The 22,265-nt window shown below is 28.2% G+C and carries 19 protein-coding genes; 5 read left to right on the forward strand and 14 right to left on the reverse strand.

Translation table 11 applies throughout. The annotated features are described in order from the left end of the window. Nucleotides 1–164: 164 nt before the first annotated feature. The 5 genes from LQE93_RS01335 to LQE93_RS01355 form a co-directional block, all read right to left on the reverse strand. The gene (locus LQE93_RS01335; protein ID WP_231071678.1) at nt 165–1,211 is read right to left on the reverse strand and encodes a D-alanyl-D-alanine carboxypeptidase family protein; all 1,047 of its coding nucleotides are present in this window, start codon (nt 1,209–1,211) and stop codon (nt 165–167) included. 178 nt (nt 1,212–1,389) lie between these two features. Next, nucleotides 1,390–2,037, reverse strand: coding sequence for a YigZ family protein (locus tag LQE93_RS01340; RefSeq protein WP_055264841.1), 648 nt, complete (start codon nt 2,035–2,037; stop codon nt 1,390–1,392). Then, a complete protein-coding gene (locus tag LQE93_RS01345; protein ID WP_231071680.1) occupies nt 2,025–3,437 on the reverse strand; it encodes an aminotransferase-like domain-containing protein in 1,413 nt (470 codons plus the stop codon). The genes LQE93_RS01340 and LQE93_RS01345 overlap by 13 nt, the downstream gene beginning before the upstream one ends. 152 nt (nt 3,438–3,589) lie before the next feature. Then, complete coding sequence (hflX, locus tag LQE93_RS01350) at nt 3,590–5,383, reverse strand: GTPase HflX (protein WP_231071682.1); 1,794 nt, start codon at nt 5,381–5,383, stop codon at nt 3,590–3,592. Nucleotides 5,384–5,655: 272 nt separating this feature from the next. After that, nucleotides 5,656–6,606 carry a LysM peptidoglycan-binding domain-containing protein gene (locus LQE93_RS01355; protein WP_231071683.1) on the reverse strand — a complete coding sequence of 317 codons (951 nt, stop codon included), beginning with the start codon at nt 6,604–6,606 and terminating at the stop codon, nt 5,656–5,658. Nucleotides 6,607–6,908: 302 nt separating this feature from the next. On the opposite strand from LQE93_RS01355, the gene hpt reads away from it, so the two are divergent. Further along, complete coding sequence (gene hpt / locus LQE93_RS01360) at nt 6,909–7,430, forward strand: hypoxanthine phosphoribosyltransferase (RefSeq protein ID WP_055264833.1); 522 nt, start codon at nt 6,909–6,911, stop codon at nt 7,428–7,430. 118 nt (nt 7,431–7,548) lie between these two features. Here hpt and yunB read toward each other — a convergent pair whose 3' ends face one another. Further along, the gene (gene yunB, locus LQE93_RS01365; RefSeq protein WP_055264831.1) at nt 7,549–8,205 is read right to left on the reverse strand and encodes a sporulation protein YunB; all 657 of its coding nucleotides are present in this window, start codon (nt 8,203–8,205) and stop codon (nt 7,549–7,551) included. Between the two features lie 105 nt (nt 8,206–8,310). On the opposite strand from yunB, the gene LQE93_RS01370 reads away from it, so the two are divergent. Further along, nucleotides 8,311–11,100 carry a transglycosylase domain-containing protein gene (locus tag LQE93_RS01370; RefSeq protein WP_231071684.1) on the forward strand — a complete coding sequence of 930 codons (2,790 nt, stop codon included), beginning with the start codon at nt 8,311–8,313 and terminating at the stop codon, nt 11,098–11,100. Between the two features lie 211 nt (nt 11,101–11,311). Next, nucleotides 11,312–12,733, forward strand: coding sequence for an alanine/glycine:cation symporter family protein (locus LQE93_RS01375; RefSeq protein WP_055264827.1), 1,422 nt, complete (start codon nt 11,312–11,314; stop codon nt 12,731–12,733). A gap of 41 nt (nt 12,734–12,774) precedes the next feature. On the opposite strand, the gene LQE93_RS01380 is transcribed toward LQE93_RS01375, so the two are convergent. The 8 genes from LQE93_RS01380 to LQE93_RS01415 all read right to left on the reverse strand — a co-directional run bounded on the left by LQE93_RS01380 (nt 12,775) and on the right by LQE93_RS01415 (nt 20,947). Next, nucleotides 12,775–13,638 (reverse strand): hypothetical protein, encoded by an 864-nt coding sequence (locus tag LQE93_RS01380; RefSeq protein WP_231071686.1) that lies wholly within the window; start codon nt 13,636–13,638, stop codon nt 12,775–12,777. Between the two features lie 199 nt (nt 13,639–13,837). Continuing rightward, the gene (locus LQE93_RS01385) at nt 13,838–14,617 is read right to left on the reverse strand and encodes a serine hydrolase (RefSeq protein WP_055264823.1); all 780 of its coding nucleotides are present in this window, start codon (nt 14,615–14,617) and stop codon (nt 13,838–13,840) included. A gap of 147 nt (nt 14,618–14,764) precedes the next feature. Further along, a complete protein-coding gene (locus LQE93_RS01390) occupies nt 14,765–15,865 on the reverse strand; it encodes a 6-phosphofructokinase (protein ID WP_055264821.1) in 1,101 nt (366 codons plus the stop codon). 251 nt (nt 15,866–16,116) lie between these two features. Continuing rightward, nucleotides 16,117–16,257 (reverse strand): hypothetical protein, encoded by a 141-nt coding sequence (locus LQE93_RS01395; protein ID WP_156334257.1) that lies wholly within the window; start codon nt 16,255–16,257, stop codon nt 16,117–16,119. A gap of 156 nt (nt 16,258–16,413) precedes the next feature. Beyond that, complete coding sequence (locus LQE93_RS01400) at nt 16,414–18,126, reverse strand: tetratricopeptide repeat protein (protein WP_055264819.1); 1,713 nt, start codon at nt 18,124–18,126, stop codon at nt 16,414–16,416. A 127-nt stretch (nt 18,127–18,253) separates the two neighbouring features. Next, the gene (locus tag LQE93_RS01405; RefSeq protein ID WP_055264817.1) at nt 18,254–19,045 is read right to left on the reverse strand and encodes an ABC transporter permease; all 792 of its coding nucleotides are present in this window, start codon (nt 19,043–19,045) and stop codon (nt 18,254–18,256) included. Beyond that, nucleotides 19,038–19,805, reverse strand: a complete 768-nt coding sequence (locus LQE93_RS01410; RefSeq protein ID WP_055264815.1) for an ABC transporter ATP-binding protein — start codon at nt 19,803–19,805, stop codon at nt 19,038–19,040. The genes LQE93_RS01405 and LQE93_RS01410 overlap by 8 nt, the downstream gene beginning before the upstream one ends. A gap of 104 nt (nt 19,806–19,909) precedes the next feature. Further along, a complete protein-coding gene (locus LQE93_RS01415) occupies nt 19,910–20,947 on the reverse strand; it encodes an ABC transporter substrate-binding protein (RefSeq protein ID WP_055264813.1) in 1,038 nt (345 codons plus the stop codon). A 214-nt stretch (nt 20,948–21,161) separates the two neighbouring features. Between LQE93_RS01415 and LQE93_RS01420 the strand changes: the two genes are divergently transcribed. Further along, on the forward strand, nt 21,162–21,554 hold the full coding sequence (locus LQE93_RS01420; RefSeq protein WP_055264811.1) for a CidA/LrgA family protein: 393 nt from the start codon (nt 21,162–21,164) through the stop codon (nt 21,552–21,554). Between the two features lie 5 nt (nt 21,555–21,559). Beyond that, entirely contained in the window at nt 21,560–22,264 is a 705-nt protein-coding gene (locus LQE93_RS01425) for an LrgB family protein (RefSeq protein WP_055264809.1), read from the forward strand. The last annotated feature ends 1 nt before the right edge of the window (nt 22,265 follow it).

Consider the following 22,265-nt stretch of genomic DNA (forward strand, 5'->3'; position numbering starts at 1 on the left):
TTTACTTAAATATCCATAAACAGTATATCATAGCGAAATTTATTTTTCAATTTACTTAAGTGAGAATCTAAATCTAAGATTTAGTTATTCGAACTTACTCCTATGAACATATGTGAATAGGAGTTTCACTTGACAATCTAACTCTTAGATTTAGTTATTTAATATTAATATTCTCCATAATATTCTTCTAAAGTTAGTCCACTATTATATAATTCTGTAGCTAAATCCACTCCTACATATCTTATATGCCATGGTTCATAGTAATATCCTGTGACATCTTCCTTTCCTGGTAAATATCTCACTATAAATCCGTATTTATGAGCATTTTCTCTAACCCATTGTCCTTCTACACTATATCCAAACTCAGTAGTTAATGACGATCCATAATAAGATGAATTAACATCCATAGCTAATCCTAATTGATGCTCACTTGCTCCTGGTGGTGCAGAATATCCAGAGTATGGATTATAGATACTTGCCTGATAATCATAAGATCTATATCCAGATACAGCATAAAGATACACACCATCAGCATCCGCTCCTTTGAAAAGATTTTCTAGCGCTGCTGCAGCCTCTGATTTCATCATTATTCTGCTTGTACTAACCAATGATCTTACATTAGGAACTACTAAGTCTTGCGGTTCATAATCTCTATCCACTGTCCTTGTTTTATTTACACAAACAGTCATGCTTGTAGGATCAAATATTCCCTTTGCTATAATCCTATCTGAAGCATCACTTATTATTTCTTCATTAATTAATTCTCTTTTTACTTCAACTCCATTTTCATAAGTAATTTTGTATACTAAAGTTTTCTTCCCTACTTGACCTTCATCTATTACTCTACTTTCTCCTAAAGGCATTTTATAATCTTTTACTTCTTTCTCTTCAAAATCAATATCTTCTTCCACGGTCTCTTCTTTAAAACTTACTCTTGTAATCACTATGTTGTCATTATTACTTATGCTTTCAGATATACCTTTTGATAATTTATCATTTTCACTATAAGTTATTCCTAATTCATCTATTACGTCACCTACAGTTTCTTTATTAGTTTTATGCACTATCTCTTTTCCATCTACTAAAACTGTTACTTTTTTTATTGATAAACTCCAAAATACTAGTCCCATAATTAAAAGTATTAAACTTACAAGAATTATATATATATATTTCTTTTTGACTTTCTTTCTATCTTTACTTCTACTATTCATACTTTCTTATTTTCTCTCCCTTAGTACATTATTACAAAATAAAATTGTCTTCAATATTTAGTATCTACTTGTCCATTAATATTTATTACTACTAATAAATCATAAGCTATTATTATATAGCTATTACAAACACGCTGTATAATCATCAAGCGCTAACCTAAAGGCTAACGCTATATACTTAAATCATTTTATAAAGTCTATTATCTTCTTTAAAATATATCTCTGCATCACTTTTACTAATTAATATTTTACCATTGCTAGCTTCAATTGCTGCCTTCTCTATTTCATCAGCTACAGATATTTCTGCCAATATATGAACAATAACTTTATCTGTATATTCTGTATCTTCAATATGCCAATTATTTTGTCCACACATATATTGAACTTTACCAATCATATCATAATCCATCTCTAATGATACATTAACACCTTCAACCTTTTCAACCACTCCACCAGCTTTTAGCGCAATAGATGCTCCTTTTGTATAAGCTCTAGTTAAACCACCAGCTCCAAGCATTATTCCACCAAAGTACCTGGTTACAACAATAGCACAATCAGTAACATTACTTTTTTTCATAACTTCTAGTATAGGTATTCCTGCTGTTCCTTGTGGTTCGCCATCATCACTGTATCTCTGAATCCCCATATTTTTTCCTACAACATATGCCCAGCAATTATGAGTAGCCTGTTTGTGCATACTTTTTATTTCAGCAACAAATGCTTTAGCTTCTTCTTCACTTTCACATCTTTTAGCATATCCTATAAATTGAGATTTTTTTTCTATAAATTCATCTTCACCATATTGTCTTATCGTTATATATGCCATTTATCAATTACCTCCTTAATAGTATAGATTCCTTCTTTTATTTTCTCTTCATTAGTTTGAGAAAAACATAATCTAAAAGAATCTATCCCTCCATCTATCTCTTTATAAAAAATCACCCCTGGGGTAATAAAAATTTTCTTATCCTTTAATATATAAAACAATTCTTTTGAACTTATATTTTTATCCTTCAATTTAAGATAAAAATATAACCCCCCTCTAGGTTCCTTCATTTCAACATAATTTGAAAGTTCATCTTTAATTAGTTTTTTCATTATATTATATCTTTTTTTATATTCTTTTTTCAATGACTCAATATGCCCAGTAAAATATCCTTCTTTTATGTATAACTCTAAAGCTCTCTGCATAAGAGTTGACGTAGCTGTATCTGTATTTACTTTAGAACTCTGCATAACTTCTTTAAACCCATTTGGATAAATCATATATCCTAATCTAATTCCCGGCAAAAATATCTTTGAAAAACTTTTAATATAAAAGACTCTATTACCTCTATCTAGAATTTTAAAAGGCTCATGAGTTAGCTCTTCATCATATATCAATTCTGAAAGATAATCATCTTCAATTATATAAAAATCATATTTTTCTGCAAGCTCTAAAATTTTCAGTTTACATTCCTTGCTATAACTTATTCCTGTAGGATTGTGAAGGTAACTCATGGCATAGAAACATTTTATTTTGTTTTTCTTCAAGATTTCTTCGAATAACTTTATATCAATTCCATCATCATTAATTGGTACTTCAAATATATTTGCCCTTCTCCACTTAAATACTGATAATGCTCCCCCATAAGTAGGCTTTTCAACCATCACATTATCATTAATATTAACTATAGCTTTAGCTGCTATATCTATTCCCTGTTGTGCTCCAGATAAAATCAAAATTTCTTCTTCATCAAATTCTTTATTCCAAAATACTTTATTTATTGTCTCTCTTAACTCACTATATCCTAGTGTTTCTTGTATTAATAATGCTTCAGCTCCATCTCTATCAAGAACTTTATTTAGTACATCTTTAAATTCATTTATAGGAAAATATAAATCTATTAAACTTTCTCCTGTAAAATCAATTATATCTTCGTAATTTTTATTTATTATATTTTTAATCTCTTTACTATACTCATTTTTAAAACTTTGCACTAACTCTCTTCTTTTTGCAAATGTTCCTGATCCCATCTTTTGATATGCATAACCTTCACTTTGAAGCTTTTTATAACAGTTAATAATAGTAACATTATTGACTTTTAAAAACTCTGCTAACTTTCTAATAGGAGGTAGTTTTTCTCCGTCATTTATTATCTTAGAGTTTATTAATTTTTTTATATGATTTGCTATTTGAATGTATTTAGGCTCTTCTTCATTTAATTCCAAAATATATTCTTCCATATATACTCCCTTTTCTTAAAGAACATAATTGTATCAATACAATTTAATATAAATTATACACTATACTTAATAACTATTTAAAGAATATATTTTACTTATTAAAAAATATAGCTTTTAGATTTTTAACAATCTAAAAGCTATAACTACAAATATTAAATTTCTTTTATAATAAATTCATTAGTTTTATTGTAAGTTTCATCATCAACTTCAGCTAATATGAAAGTACCATCTTCTCTATAATCTTCCTCTAAAACTCTACCGTTTCTGTGTAAAAATGAATTTATATCACCTCTATCATAAGGAATAATATATTCACATTTTTTCATAGTGTAAGGTAAGTTCTCTTCTATTAAACTTAATAATTCCTCTAAATTCTCTCCAGTCCTTGCAGAAATTTTTATTTTTTCATATTTTGATGTTGCTTCCTCTACAGCTATAATTTGTTCTTCTGTAGCTTTATCAATCTTATTTAATACTAATAATGTTTTTTTATCTAAAGCACCTAACTCAGCTAATACTTCTTCAACAGCTTCAATTTGCTCTAAAGCATAATCAGATGATACATCTACTACATGACATAAAAGATCAGAATATATAACCTCTTCTAAAGTCGATTTAAAGGCTTCAACTAAATCATGAGGTAATTTCCTTACAAAACCTACAGTATCAGTTAAAGTAATAACTCCCTTATTTTTCAATACTATAGCTCTTGTAGTTATATCTAAAGTTGCAAACAGCATATCTGCTTCAAAAACTTTTTCTTTACCTTGAACATCTTTTTGAGCTGCTACATCACAAAGATGATTTCTAAGAGTAGATTTACCAGCATTTGTGTAACCAACTAATGATACCTTAGGTATACTTTCTTTATTTCTCTTTTCTCTTTGAGTCTCTCTTATCTTCTTAATTTTCTTAAGTTCATTATTTAAATCATATATTTCTTCTTTTATATGTCTTCTATCTGTTTCAAGCTTTTTCTCCCCTGGACCTCTAGTTCCTATTCCTCCACCTGTTCTTGACATTATAGTCCCAAGTCCTTGAAGTCTACTCATTCTATATTTAAGCTGTGCTAACTCTACTTGAATCTTAGCTTCTCTACTCTTAGCTCTTCTTGCAAAGATTTCAAGAATCAAAGTAGTTCTATCAATAACCTTAGCTCCAATAGCTGCCTCTAAATTTCTTACCTGTGACCCTGATAACTCGTCATCAAAAATAACTACATTAGCTCTTAATTTTTGTCTAAGTTGAGCTATTTCTAAAACTTTACCTCTTCCTATATAAAAGGCTGCATCTATTTTACTTCTACTTTGATATACGCTTTCTAATACCGGTATATCACAAGCCTTTGTTAACTCTCTTAACTCTTCTAGACTTTCCCTTGTATCAGATCCAACTAAAATAGCTTTTTCGCCTTCATCCTCAACAACATCCTTTTCTTTTATAAGAGAGTCTATATAAGATATTTTATTTAATATATGTATCTTAGATAAATCTTCTAAAGATATATGCTGTATCTCTTCATAATCAAGTTTATCATCAAAAACTGTCAATAATCCTAAAGAACAATCTAAAATTTTATCTTCATAAATTCCAACTGCTACTATAGCATCTAGTTTTAATTTTAGTAATGCACTAATGTCAAGCGCTGACAAATTACTCATGCCATTTGGATGTGTATGAATTATTCTTACCCCTGCCAGTCTTTTTTCTCTTATATCTAAAGTTTCTATTTCAACAGAAGTTGAATCACCTACTGCTATAGATCTAATGTTTCCTCTTCTATCTATAGCTACACTTACTTCTCTTTCAATAAATGATGAAACCTTTGAAATAGTTTGTATAATTTCTAATGAACAAACTTCATCTTTAGGACATTTTGATTTATAAAGTCTCTCTAACTCTTCTATAGCCGACTTCTTAATTCCATCTATATTTCCATATATCATATACTCACCTCATAACTAATATTTAGGTTTTTAAAATTAATATACTCACTTTATTATATTTATATTAATTAACTAATTTGAGATTAATTTATTATTACTTTACTGATATTAACTTCCCCAAATCTTTCATTAATTGTATACTATTCCTGTTAAAAAGTAAATAAATCCAGTAATACCTTATAAAAATATTAATTCACTCATAAACTAATCATTAGTATTTTATGAGTGGATTATACTTTATTCAAAATATTTTGTTTTTTAACATATAGTCTTTATTTAATTCTTAGTACTTGACCAACATATATTAAATTTATATTTGATATTTTATTTAGACTGGCTATAGCTGCAACAGTTGTTCCAAATCTCGCTGCGATACCACTTAGTGTATCTCCACTTACTACTGTATAATATATTTTTTGTGATGTCTTAGCTCTATCACTTGAAGATGTTGGTATTCTTAAGATTTGTCCTACATATATCAAATTCTGATCTACTATTTTATTTAAACTTACTAATTCTGATACAGATACAGCATATTTTTTAGCTATTTCACTTAAAGTATCACCATAAACTACAGTATAAGTCGTATTTGTACTTGTTCCTCCACTACTACTTGAACTACCTGTTGATTCAGTAACATTAACCTTTCCTTTAATATATACATTTTCATTGAACAAATTAGTATCTGTATTTATTGCTCCAATATAATTAGCACTTGAATATTGCTGTCCTGCAAATTTTGCAAATCCATGGTTAGTAGGAGCTTCATAATACTCTCCATTATTTATTCCATAATAAGCTAACCATAAAGTTCTTTTAGCTATTTCACTGTTTAAACTCAATTGCTTTGCATATGAATAATTACAATATACCATACATTCAATTCCTAAAGAGTTTTCTACGTAGTTTATAAAATCTAAAACTTGTGAATATGAATAAGTTGTCTCTATATCTATAGCTGGATTAACTGTCATTTTAGATAAATAAGGCTTAATCTTACTTACAAAGTATTGACCCTCTGCTGTTCCATTATTCCTAAAAAAATGATAAAATCCTATCTTCATATTATTATTTAATGCTGAGTTAACTTGGCTATCTAATAAAGGATTAGTATAGTTTATAGATTCTGTAGCTTTTATTATGCAAACTTCAAATCCCATATTTTTTGCTGTAGTAAAATTTAAACCTGCTTGGTAATTACATATATCTATACCTTTTATCATTTGTTTTTCCTCCTTTTATAATTATCATAAGCAATTTCCCCTATACTTTACTAAAATATATTTTTAATATTCTATATTTCTATAATGTATTATATTAATCATATTACTTTATTGATACTAGTATTTTAGAGTTGCAAAAACTATAATTTCTTGCTAATATTTAAACTATATATACAATACAAAATAAGCAAATCATAACTTAAAACATATTCTAAATATATATTAATGTAATTTTATTACATTATAGTTTGTATATTATTACATAAGTAATTTTAAGGAATTATAGTACTGGAGGGTTTACAATGGAAGATAAGAAGCGTAATATTCTTTTTTCTGAAGAGCAAATTAAAACTAGAGTTAGAGAATTAGGAGAACAAATTTCTAAAGATTACGAAGGTGAAGAACTTTATGTGCTTCCTTTATTAAGAGGAAGTTTTGTATTTGGTGCTGATATCTTTAAATCTCTTGACGTAAAAGCTAAAGTTGGATTTATGACAACTTCTAGTTATGGTAATGATGAAGTTAGTACTGGAAAGGTTAAAGTAGTTAATGATATTCCTGATAATATCGAAGGATTAAATGTTCTTATTGTTGATGATATCGTTGATACAGGTTACACTATGGAATTTGCAATTGATCATGTAAAAAAATTAGGAGCAAAATCTGTTAAAACATGTGTATTACTTGATAAGCCATCTAGAAGAAAAGTTGATCTAAAACCTGACTACTGTTGCTTCGAAATTGAAGATTTATTTGTTGTTGGTTACGGACTAGACTACCATGGATTCTACAGAAACGTTCCTTATGTATTTAATTGGGAATAAAATTTTAATAATAGAAAAATACTATTTGATACACTAATAGCATTTTAAAGTGACAAGTCAAGAAGCAAAACTACTTGTAGTTTTACCTTTAACTTGTCACTTTTAATTTCTCACTTTATTATCTACCTATATTCACAGCTGTATCTGGTATTTTACCAACTATTATAGTTTCCGCTACTGGTATTTCACAGGTTAATTCAACATCTTTGCTTGCAAGTGGTACTACTAACCTCATCTTCACATCTACATTTAGATAAATTTTATGTCTAACTTGATTAATTCCTGCACTTTCAAATGTAGAGTCATAACTTGTATTAATATTACCTATCTGTTCCATATTTACAGTTATCTTAGGTCCCATCCTATAAAAAAAAGCATTATTGGTCATATACCCTAGAGGAATTTTTGTTCCAAGTTCTCCTAAATTTTTAAGTTTTTCGTTACATCCTAACACGACTTCAGCAGTTAGCTTATTTTGCTTAATTGTATCTGACCTTATCATAGTTATGTTTCCATCTGAATCCTTTTCAATCTTCATAATATCATCATAATTAAAATTCTCTTCATAAATTCTCATAGTTTCTTCATTTATAACTTTTACAGCTTCAGACCTCATAACTATTTCTGCTATATCTAATACTGTTGGTAAAATCCTTTTTTGGAATAAATATAAAAAAGAATTAAATACTATTACTATGGCTATAATAACAAATAGCATATACGGAACTTTAGTTCTATTTTTACCTCTTCTTGGTCTTTCAGTATAATATCTCATATTTCACCTTAAATTACTTATTATTTTATTATTATAATTAATATGCTATAATAAAAGATAATATTATATTATTTAAATTAGATAAATTAATAAAGGGAGGAACAAATGGCTAATAATGATAAACCTAAAAATAATAAAGCTAATTCAGAAAGTGGTTCCAGTAAAAACAAGAAAAAAAAGATGCCACCTTCTAAGACAAAGAGATTTTTTAAATATTTCTTTCTTACTATTTTAATAGCCGGTTTACTATTATCAGTTGTAGGGGTAGGTTATGTTGTTGCTGTTATTAAAACTGCACCTGCGTTAGATATTGAATCTATACACGATTTAAATCAAACATCTATGTACTACGACAATAAAGGTGAAGTAATTGATAATATACCAACCGAAGAAGAAAGATATATGATAACTTATGACCAAATACCTCAAAATTTAATAAATGCATATATAGCGATAGAAGACGAGCGTTTCTTAACTCACCCTGGAATTGACGTGAAAAGAATTATAGGTGCTGCTGTTAGAGATGTAAAAGTTATACTAACTGGAGAAGGTGGTGTCCATGGTGCTTCTACTTTAACACAACAATTAATAAAAAATACATTATTATTTGAAGAAGCTTCAAATGAAAATAAAGCAGGAAGTGGTCCTTTAGCTTCAGTTAATAGAAAGATAAAAGAAATATATCTTGCTTTACAACTTGAAAAAACTCTTAGTAAAGAAGAAATTATCACTGCTTATCTAAATACAATTCCACTTGGTGGTTATGTATACGGTGTTGAAGCTGCTTCTAGATATTTCTTTGGTAAAAACGCTATAGATTTAACTTTGCCTGAATGTGCATATATAGCTGGAATAACTCAGGCTCCATCATACTATAGTGCATATAATACAGAAGCTAAAGATTATCCTAATACCTATATAGAAAGAACTGAAACTGTTCTTATGAAAATGTTAGAATTGGGATTTATAACTAAAGAAGAATATGATTCTGCTTATACTTTTACAGCTGAAAACCAATTTACTTTTGAACCTATTTCAACTGATTATAAAGTTAAATATGAATGGTTTATATACCCAGCACTAGAACAAGTAAGAGATGACTTAAAAGAGAAATATAAATATACAGATGAAGAAGTTAACAAATTATTTGTTAACGGTGGCTTAAAAATTTATACAACTTTAGATACTACTATGCAAGATGCAGTTCAAGCAGTATTAGATGATAGAAATAATCTAAATGTTGATTGGGATACTAATCCTGGAGATACTACAACATACGATGATATCAATGGTAATGGAGTTCAAGATGAAGGTGAAATTTCATATCCATTACTTCAAGCCGCTGCAACAGTAATGGATTATAGAACTGGTAAAGTTCTTGCTTTAGTAGGTGGTAGAGGCGAACAACCTCCTCACTCAATAAACAGAGCCTATGACGACTTAAAACCTATTGCATCAACTACTAAACCATTAACTGTTTATGGTCCTGGTATTGATACTAAAATAATAACAGCTGCTACTCCATTAGATGATGCACCTGTATCATCTTCAATTTTAAATAAATATGGCTTTACAGCTGGTCTTAATAACTACAACTTTAAGTTTGATGGATTTATAACTGCTAGAGATGGTATAGCCTTCTCTAAAAACATAACTTCAGTTAAACTTGTAGATAAAATTGGAATAGATACTGCATTAGAATATGGTGAAAAAGCCGGAATAGTATATAACGATGTTTCTAAAACTTCTATGTCTGCTATAGCTTTAGGTCAACATGATAATCGCCCTGAAGATAGAGATGGCGGAAACACTACTATATTAGCTTCTGCTTTTGGAGCATTTGGTAATAATGGTGTTAGAAACGAACCTATACTATATACAAGAGTTGAAGATGCTACTGGTAAAGTACTTCTTGATAAGGAGCCAAAAGCAACTCAATTATTCTCACCACAAACTGCATATATTATGTATGATATATTAAAAGGACCTATCACAAGATTTGATGCTGGTGCTGCTAAGTTTGGTGATATCCCCGTTGCTGGTAAGACAGGTACTACTAACAATGTAGATCACTTTTGGTTCGCTGGTTTAACTCCTTATTACTCTGCTTCTGTTTGGATTGGCTATGATATGCCTCAATCAATGTCAGGATACAGTAGTGCTGCTGCTGAACTTTGGGGAAAAGTAATGGCTCAAGTTCATCAAGGCTTAGAATATAAAGAAATTGAAAAGCCTTCAGGAATCGTTAATGCAACAATTTGTATCGATTCCGGTAAACTTGCTACTGATCTTTGCAATCTAGATCAAAGAGGTAATAGAGTTAGAAATGAAATGTTTATAGAAGGTACTCAACCAAACTCTGTTTGTGATGTTCATGTAAAAGTAAAAGTTAATAAAAATAATAATAAACTTGCTACTGATGATACACCTAAGGATTTAGTTGAAGAAAGGGTATTTATTAAGAAAGAAAATGCAAGTCAAGATGCTGCAGATTACCCTTATGTAGTACCTACAGAAAAAGATGATACTAAACCTGAAGAAAAAATCAACTTATCACAAATCGGTTTAAAAGAAAATATGGATTTATATGATGCTATCGTTATTTTAAATGATAAAGGTATCAAATACACCTTTGTAGGTGGTGAATCTGTTTCAGGCACTTTAAGTCCTAAAACTTACACTTTAACAAAATTCACTTCTGAAATAGTTAAAGATGGTACTGTAGAGTTAACAATAAAGAAAAATGACATTCCATCAGAAGAAAACCCTGGCATAGGAAATGAAAATCCTAGCACAGAAAATCCTGATAATGGAGATAATCAAGATAATAACGGTACAGATACTAATAATTTAGACAATAACACTGCAAATAATACTGAAAGTACAACGCCATAATATATGAATTAATAAGAGTTGCCTTAAAGGCAACTCTTATTTTATGCATAATTAATTAAACTGTTATTCATATATTTTTCGTTTTTCAATAATATTAATATACGAAATATAAATTTATGAATTTTTAATTTTCACTTCTTGCATTTTTCTTTTTTTTAAGCTATTATTAAATTAGTAAAAAAATAACTTTAGATAAAATAGGGGGTAAACAATGGATAAAATACATAGTATAATCCTACATATTAATGATTTTTTATGGACTTATGTTCTAATTATTTCACTTATTACTATCGGAATTTATTTTTCCGTAAAGACAAACTTTATACAATTTAGACGATTAAAGGATATGTTTAAACTTCTTGGAGAAGGTTCATCTGAAAAGGGATCAGTTTCATCTTTCCAAGCTTTTTGTATCGGTACAGCTTCAAGAGTAGGTACTGGTAATCTAGCTGGTGTTGCTTCAGCTATAGCAGTTGGCGGTCCTGGTGCTGTCTTTTGGATGTGGCTTATTGCTTTATTAGGTTCTGCATCTGCGTTTATAGAATCTACTTTAGCTCAAATCTATAAAGTTAAAGATGGAGATTCTTATAGAGGTGGTCCAGCCTACTATATGGAAAAAGGATTAAATAAAAAGTGGATGGGAGTATTATTCTCTATCTTAATTATAATTTGTTTTGGTTTTGCATTTAACTCTGTACAATCTAATACAATAGCAGCTGCTTTCCAATCTTCTTTTGGAATTAATAAAACTGTTATTGGTACTATAATTACAATTTTAACTGCTATAATTATTTTTGGTGGTGTTCATAGAGTTGCTAAAATCTCATCAGTAATTGTTCCTATAATGGCATCTGCTTATATCTTAATCGCTATGTTTGTTATAGCTAAAAATATAACTGCTATTCCTTCATTATTTGCACTTATCTTTAAAAATGCTTTTGGAATAGAACAAATAGTTGGTGGTGGAATAGGTGCTGCTTTAATGCAAGGTATTAAAAGAGGTTTATTCTCTAATGAAGCCGGTATGGGTTCTGCACCAAACGCTGCTGCTACAGCTTCAGTTTCTCACCCAGTTAAGCAAGGTTTAATTCAAACATTAGGCGTTTTTACTGATACATTAATAATTTGTACTTCTACAGCATTTATAATATTATTATCTGGAAATTACGCTAGCGGAAACCTTACAGGAATTGAATTAACTCAATCTGCTTTAATTTCTCAAGTAGGATCATGGGGTGGTACATTTATAGCAATCTGTATTCTACTTTTTGCATTTAGCTCTATCATTGGTAACTACTATTACGGAGAAACAAATATTCAATTTATTTCAAATAAAAAGATTTATCTATATATTTATAGAATCATAGTTATAGGAATGGTATTCTTTGGTTCAATTGCATCAATGCAATTTGTATGGGATATTGCCGATGTATTCATGGGACTTATGGCTGTAATTAACTTAATTGCTATAGTACTATTAAGTAATATTGCTATTAAAGCATATAAAGATTATGCCACTCAAAAACAAGCTGGTAAAGATCCAGTATTCTATGCTTCTTCAATTCCCGAATTAGGTAACGAAGTTGAAGAATGGACAAATGATATTTCATCAACTAACGAAAATGTTCTATAAGAAAAAAAACGGATGAGCTATTATAATAGCTCGTCCGTTTTTTACTTATCTATATCTTCGCCATCTATTAATTCTATTATATTAATAATATGCTTAACTATCTCACCAGTTTCAGCATTAATAACTATATCATTAAACTTAACGTTATTATCTTTTTCAATCATCTTATAAATAATTATGTAACATATTTGATTTGCTTCTCCATCAATATTAAAATATCCAATTTTAGGGTTACTAACTATTTCACCTTCTAATCCTAATTCTTTCATATAATTATTGAATATATTTTTACTGTCCTCTTCAGTTATATAAATATTAGATAAAAACTTTTCATCATTTCCAGAATAATTTGAATAACCAACTAAAGTCCCATCATATTTATTTATTTTAATTACTATCTCATTACTATAACAAATATAACCATTATTCATTTTATAATAAACCATTGTGTAGAATGGGTTCTCATCAAGATTTTTATCCTTTACTTCCTTAAAAGTTACTTCACCCTTATATATTTTATTTAAATACTTTTTTGCATACTCTTTACAATCTTTTACTGTCAATTTATCAACGTTATATATTTTTCTTACATTTTGTTCAAAAAAACCAATTACTTTATATTCATCATTAAGTTCAATTACATAATTATTATTCACTATAGTATATTTAACATTAGCAAAATCACTAACCTTCTTAATCTCTTGAAATTCATTTATACTCATTCTATCCATTTCACTTATAGCATCAACTTTTTCTAACTCATATAAAAAATCATAACTCTCTTTTATCTGCTTTGATGAATTACCATATATATTTTTTAAAGTTATTATTATAAATATCAATAAAATAAAAATTATTATAACTGATATAGCCATATATAATTTTTTATTTTTTTCATTATTCATATTACATCCTCTTTTCCAATTTTAGGTTATATACATTTTACACCATTTCGTAACATAATTAAAGTTTTTATTCAAAGGATCAATATAATAATAACCTTAATTCAATATATTAAATAACTACTATTATTAAAAATAGCTTCCCAATTAAGGAAAGCTATTTATTTATTTTTTTATTATTACCTCTATAAATGAAAGAATATTAATGCCAATTATTAGCAATTTCATCCCACATCATTTTTCCGCATTTAGCTAAAGTTACAGTACCATAAACACTATTTGGTAATCCACTTGATAAAACTGTAAAAGCAAAATCTCCTTTTGGTAATTGGATAAATTCTGTGTCATTTTCTACACCGTATTTATCACCTGTCTTACTTGAAATTTCATATTTTAAATCATCACATAAATATAATGCCAATTTATTTTTTATTTGCTGTCTTCTTAAAATATCTATTAACATCTGACCATTATCTTTATTTAAAAATGTACCATTATAAAGATGTTTCCATATTAAATTTAAATCATATGCACTAGTTAAATTTTCTATATCTGTATGATTATCTCTTTCATCTGTTGTCTTCCTATTTAATTTTGTATTTTTTAATCCCATCTCTAAAATATCTTGATTAATTTTTTCCATTCCAAGTATATCAATTATTTTATTTGCAGCAGTATTATCACTTTGTATCAGCATAATTACCAATAACTCAAAAACTGTATATTCTCTTTCATTAAACTCATGAATTATTCCAGTACCATATACCTTATCTTCACTTTGAATTTTGATCTTATCTAAAAAATCTACTTTTCCATCTTCTACAGCCTTTATTAAAGAAACAGCTATTGGTAGCTTCATACATCCTGCTGCAGTCATAGAAACGTTTTCATTATATCCATATACATACCCGCTTTTTAAATCTTCAAAGAAAAAACCATATGTCCCAATTCTTGATTCTAAATATCTCTTAATCTCTTTCATAATACCCTCCAGCTTTCTATAATAAAATCTGCTTTATTAAATTATATCATACTGTCAAAAGTTTTTGAAGTATTCTGACAATTTTTCTGATAATAATTTTATAAAAAATAGTACCTACTAAAAAAATAGGTACTATTTCATAAATTATTATTCTGCAAACGTAACGCCTATTTTCTTCGCAACTTGAACTAATTCACCTTCTGGATTTACCAATTTAGTTTGTTTTCCAATAACATTTTCTAATGTATCACTTGATATAGTATCTCCTTTTAAACAAACCATATGTCCAAATTTTCCTTCTCTTATTAACTCTACTGCCGCTACCCCGTATCTTGTAGAAAGTATTCTATCATAAGTAGAAGTATTCCCACCTCTTTGAATATGACCTAATACAGTACATCTAACTTCATGATCTACAATTAATCTTTCTAAATCTTCTGCTAATTTATTTCCTATTCCACCTAATCTAATTGGATCTGGACTATCTTTTACAATTTTAGAAACTACAACTTCTCCATTTTTAGGTTTTGCTCCTTCAGCAACAACTATTATAGTAAAGTTTTTACCTTGAGCTTCTCTTTCTCTTACTTTTTCAGCTATCTTATTTATATCATAAGCTATTTCTGGAATTAATATAACATCCGCTGACCCAGCAATACCTGCTTCTAATGCTATCCATCCAGCATTTCTACCCATAACTTCACATAACATTATTCTATGATGAGATTCAGCTGTTGTATGTAACCTATCTAAAGCCTCAGTTACAACATCTATTGCAGTATTAAATCCAAAAGTTACATCTGTTGATGCTAAATCATTATCAATAGTTTTTGGTACTCCTATAACTTTAACACCTTTTCTTGAAAAATCTCTTGCTGAAGTTAATGTACCATCTCCTCCAATTACAATTAATACATCTACGCCTTCTTTTTTTAAATTTTCGATTGCTACATCAGATACATCTTTTTTTACTTGTACACCATTTTCTTCAACTTGATAATCAAATAGGTTGTCTTTATTTGAACTATACAGTATTGTACCACCTCTATTAAGGATTCCTGATACACTATCTAATGTTAATGGGACAAAATCATTTTTATATAGGCCTCTATACCCGAATTTATAGCCTATTACCTCCATCCCATAGTTTAAAATTGCAGCTTTTGTTACTGCTCTTATTACTGCATTTAATCCTGGACAATCACCGCCGCCTGTTAATAAAGCTATTTTTTTAATTTCTTGTGCCATTTCACAAATCCTCCTCACCCAAATACCTCAAAAACTCTTTCAACTTTTCACTTAATATTACAATATATGCCTTAAACTATCATAATAAACAAAGTTATTTGTAAATATTTCCTTATTTTATGATATCATAAAGATTACTATCTGAAAAGTAAATTTTTTGTTATTTGTGAATTTTTACAATTATCTAACAATTTAGAATAATATTAAATAATTGTTTAAAATAACTTCCTAATATAATTATTCATCTAGATTTATTTTTTAGCTTTTACTAAAGATAAATTATCTTCAATAAATCTTTTACATGCCTCAGTGCTTAAAATACATCTCTCTAAATTCTTACAAAATACATATTCACTATTTTTGATTTCTGAAAAAATACAATTCTTACACATTATTATTTAATCCCCCATTTATTAACTCCAGTATAATTTTACCATTTAAGGTTAAATGTGTAAATGATTGTAAATGTATACATAAATATTTTATTTAATAATTTTTTATTGTTTTTATAGATAAAATAAAAGAGCTGCATATGCAACTCTTTATTCTTAATAAAACAATTCAAAAATAGGCATATTTATATCCATATCTTCGTCCTCTATATATTTATCGAATATAGTTTTTGCTTTATTATAATTATCAATTATTTTCTTCTTAATATTTTCATCTATACTTTCAGGCATTTCTTCGTATGCTGCTTCAATATTTGAAAAACCTCTCCATACATCTTTTTCTACCATCATATAATAACAACCAGCATTATTAAGAGCTAACACATCATTCTCATCTAATGAGTATGCTTCCCTTATATTATTTAACGCCTCTTCATAATCACCTAAATTATAATACGCAGTTCCTAATGCTCTGAAATATTTGCCATTTTCACTCTCTAAAGATATAGCTTTTTCAAAATATTCAATAGCAACTTCATATTTCTCTTTATTCACTTCTACATTTCCTAATAAATAATATATATTACTATCATTAGGTTTAAGCTTTGATGCCAATTCATAATATTGTGATGCTTTATCATACTGCTTTAAGTTGTTATAATAATAATTACCTATATTAATAATCATACTTATATTGAAAGGTTCCTTTAGTATTGCTTTCCTAAAATAGCTTTCTATACTGTCTATATCATTTTTAGCTATTAATATTTCTGGTAATAATATACCATAATTATCAGCATAATCATTATTTTCCAAAATACTTTTCTTACAAGATTCGATAGCCTTATCATATTCACCTTGCTTTAGGTATTCCATAGCTTCAATATAATATTTAGCATATCCATTCTCTTTATTATTAATTATACTGTTTATAATGTCAGTAGCTTCTTTCTCATTACCTTTATTAGATAATAACTGAGCCTTTAAAACTGCATAAACTAAATTGTCTTTTAATGATTCGTCTAAAGAATCTAATATATCTATAGCTTCATCATATTCCGTTTCATCCATTGAATATATTTTAGCTAAAAATAGATTATATACTTCATCATTATCTACAAGCTCATTTATAGAATTTAGAACCTCATCCCTATCATAGTTTGCAAGTTGGTTAAGTACATCAAGAATATTAATCTCATCATTATCCACTTCAAATGCATCTTTTAAAGTTTTAATTGCTCCTTTAATATCTCCTGTCACCATTTGCATATTGGCATAAACAGACATATCATAAGCTGAGTCCTTATCCATGTTATATTCCTTAACTATGTCTTTAGCATTCTCCTCTTCACCTAAAGACATATATACAGCTAACATTGTTCTCATAAGCGGTTTATACTCTTCATTATTTATTATGTAATCTTCACCTAAAGATACAGCTTGATCATACTCTTTATTCATAAAGAAAGTAAATACTACCTCATTTATAAACTCATTATCTTTATCTAAATATTTACTACTATCTTTTTGAATAAGCTTATTCCTTATAATTACTGCTTCCTTTAACAATGAATTAGATTTATCGTAATCACCCTTAATTGAATAAACTTCTGCTTGCTTAACCTTCCATATTGGCCACTCTTCATCTTTCTGAAGATTTCCAAATTCATCTATAGCTTCATCATATTTTCCTTCATAAAAATACTCTTCCGCCGTATTATCTGCTATAGTAACATCTGCTTGTCCAAAAATACTATGCACACCTATCACAATTCCAAGAGTTACAGTTAAAGACATTCCTATAACAAATACAGGTTCAAACCATTCATTTTTATTAAGCCTTTTATAAATTTCACTTAATTTTTTCATAAATTCCTCCTGCCTTTTCAACAGCATTTTACATATTTCTTATTCTATCAAATTTATTAAAATAATTCAATTGTTATAAATTAACTCTAGCCTCACAAAGACTAGAGTTAATTTATATCCTATATAATTATTCATTCTTTTTAACAACTCTAACTTCAAACATTGCAACAATTTTATACATTACAAATGCTATTATAGAAAGAATTACTATGCTCATCATAACCATATCTAATTGAGCTATTTGTCCACCATAAATTATTAAGAATCCTAATCCACTTCTTGCAACTAAAAATTCTCCCATTATTACTCCAACCCATGAAAGTCCAACATTTATCTTTAAAGCCGAAATAAAAATTGGAATAGAAGCTGGGAAAATCAAATACCTAAGTTTTTGCCACTTACTAGCTTGAAAAGTATTCATCAATAACATCTTGCCTTTATCTACTTCATTAAATCCTGTTAATACACTTATAATAGTGGTTACTATTGATATTAATAGAGTTATCACTATTATAGCAGACATACCATTTCCAGCCCAAAATATTACTATTGGAGCTAAAGCTATTTTAGGTAATGCATTTAATACAACAAGATATGGGTCTAATATTTTAGATACAGTTGGGAAGCACCATAATATAACAGCTATAATTGTTCCAAGCACTGTTCCTAATACAAATCCTATTATAGTTTCATAACAAGTTATTAATATATGATTCCATATAGTACCTTGTTCTAGAAAACTAACAAATGACTTTACTATTCTACTAGGACTTGATGTTAAAAATGGATCAATAATTTTAAAGTTAGCTAACACTTCCCATAAAGCTATAAACACTATCAAAATTGTTATTCTATATATTGTAATCTTTATTTTATCTCTCTTAATCTTTTTTAAATACAATTCATGTTCTCTATCCATTTACACCATCAATCTCCTTCCACAACTCACCAAAATATCTATTAAATTCTGGTTCTTGTCTCTTTTTAAAAGGAGTTGCATCCTTATTAGAAAATATTATTTTAACATCATCTTTTATGGTTGCAGGCCTCTTAGTTAAAACTATCACTCTTTTAGACATTATAATAGCTTCTCCTAAATCATGAGTTACCATTATTGCTGTTTTACCTTCTCTTTTAATTATTTCATAAACATCATCTGTAACCTTTTGTCTTGTTTGATAATCTAAAGCTGAAAAAGGTTCATCTAATAATAATATACTAGGATTTAGTGCTAGAGTTCTTATAAGGGCTACCCTCTGTCTCATTCCTCCTGATAATTGAGTTGGCTTATGATTCTTAAATTTTTCTAAGTCATAGCTTTTCAAAAGCTTATCTGCATTTTTTATATTATCATCAGTTAAAATATTTTTTATTTTTAACCCAAGTAATACATTTTCTCTTACAGTTAGCCATGGAAATAAATAATCTTTTTGAAACATATATCCCATTTTATCTAAATTGTTTTTCACTTCAGGATCATTATATATAACCTTACCTGATGATGGTTCTAATAATCCACTTATTATATTTAGTAAAGTCGACTTACCACATCCTGATGGTCCTATTATGCTTACAAATTCTCCTTCTTCTATATTGAAGCTTAAATGCTTTATAGCTTCTGTAACACCTTTGCTTGTATGATAATTCATATTTATATCATTAATTTCTAACAAACTCACTTTATCACCACCTTAAAATAGCAATTGTTTAAGTTAAGAGATAATTAGAAATCCAGCAATGCCGGATTTCATTTATATTACCTCTTTATCAACTCTATAAATATCTATTTTATTGCTTCCTTTGCAAAAGTATTGTTTACTATAGTGTTAAAATCAGGTCTTTCTGTAATTAAACTACTATCATACCCTTGTATTATATCTATTAGTTTGTTTAAACCTTCTTCACTTACTTCTGGTGTAGAAGCTAATGCATCTATCTCTCTATAATTAGATACAACATTAATAATTATATCTTTATCTGTTCCTGGGAAAAATGAAATAATAGCATCTGCAACTTCTTCATCGCTATGAGTAGCAAACCATTGTTGTCCTTTGTATATTGCATTAGTAAAGCTTTGAATTATTTCTGGATTTTCATCCATATATGACTTAGTTGTATAGAAACAAGTATATGCAATATTTCCTGCTGATTCTCCAACTGAAGCTACAATATGTCCACTTCCTTCTTTTTCTAACATAGAAGCTGTTGGTTCAAACAATGCTACATATTCACCAGTTCCTGACTTAAAAGCTCCTGAGGTAGCTGTAAAATCAATATTAGTAACCATAGAAACATCTTTTGTTGGATCTAAACCATTTTCTTTCAATACGTATTCAAGTGCCATTTCTGGAATCCCACCTGGCCTTCCTCCTATAAGTTCTTTACCTTTTAGTGATGTCCAATCAAAATTTTCCTCTTCTTCTCTTCCTACTAAGAATGATCCATCCTTTTGAGTAAGTTGTGCAAATACTACCGGATAGTCTTCTCTACCTTGATTATAAATATATACAACTTGCTCTGGTCCAGAGAATCCAATATCAACACTTCCACTTAAAAGTTGTTGCATTGTTTTATCTGCACCTTGCCCTGTTGACAAATCAATAGATAGACCTTCTTCTTCAAAAAATCCTTCATTTATTGCAATATACATCGGAGCGTAAAACACAGATCTCACAACTTCATTTAACCTTACAGTCTTCAATTCATTAGTTGTTTCTCCTCCATTATCTTTAGTAGTATTGCTAGAACAACCAACTAATGCACTTATAACTAAAACTGATGAAGCTATAAAAGCAATAGCCTTTTTTAATCCCTTTTTCATATCTACTCCTTACCGATATTTAATTACTTCTATGTTTATATAGTATGATTATTAGATAGTAAATGTTAATTTTCACTGTAAAAAACTGTCATAAAATATTGTCAATTATCAAATAATAATTTAAACTTTTACATTGTATCTATTTTAAATATATGATTTACTAGAAAGAACTTTAGTGATAAAGTAAATATGATATTTGTATAGGAGGCTTAAAATGAAAATTTTTAGAGAATTTATTATTATATTAGTTTTATACTTTATAGGTGAATTAATATCTAAAATCTTCAATATCCCTATCCCTGGGAATATTATTGCTATGATTTTACTTTTTGTATCTTTATGTACTGGAATAATTAAAGTTGAAAAAGTTGATGATATTTCTACTTTCTTTTTAGATCATCTAGCTTTTTTCTTTATTCCTGCTGGAGTAGGACTTATTAACTCCTTTGATAGCATTAAATCTTCGGCAATCCAAATAATTATTATCTGTATAATAACTACAATAATAGTTATGGCTGTAACTGGAATTATAGTTCAATTTACTTCAAATATGCTTGCAAAGAAAAAAGAAGATAAAAAATCAGATTACAAAAGAAAGGACGCTTAATCACTATGGATATTTTCACTAACAATATGTTTTTTGGACTTTTTATATCTTTAATAGCCTTTGAAATAGGATTAATTATATATAGAAAAACAAAATTTCCTCTTTTTAATCCCCTTTTAATTGCTATTATTATAGTTATTGGATTTTTAAAAGTTTTTAATATAGACTTTGATACTTATAATCAAAGCGGTCAATTTATAAATATGTTTTTAGGACCTGCAACTATAGTGCTTGCTGTCCCTCTATATAAACAATTTGAATTATTAAAAAAGAACTTTATACCAATTATAATTGGAATAACTATAGGTAGCTTAGTAGGTATATTATCAGTAATATCTATATCTGTATTTTTTAAATTAGATTCTCTTATAACTATATCACTACTATCAAAATCAGTTACAACTCCGATTGGTATAGAAATTACTAATCAATTAGGTGGTTTAACTCCAGTTACAGTTCTTGCAATAATAATTTCTGGTATAATTGGTGCTGTTGTTGCTCCAACAGTCTGCAAAGTGTTTAAAATTACTAATTCAGTAGCTGTTGGTGTTAGTATAGGTACAGCTTCCCATGCAGTTGGTACCTCAAAAGCATTTGAGATTGGTGAGACAGAGGGAGCTATGAGCTCATTGTCGATTGGTATTGCTGGAGTTATAACTGTTTTTCTCGCTCCACTATGCTATAATTTATTAGCTAACTTTATAAAATAAA

Origin of the sequence: Clostridium sp. NSJ-145, from assembly GCF_021044725.1 — a bacterium.
GTDB lineage: Bacteria > Bacillota > Clostridia > Clostridiales > Clostridiaceae > Clostridium > Clostridium disporicum_B.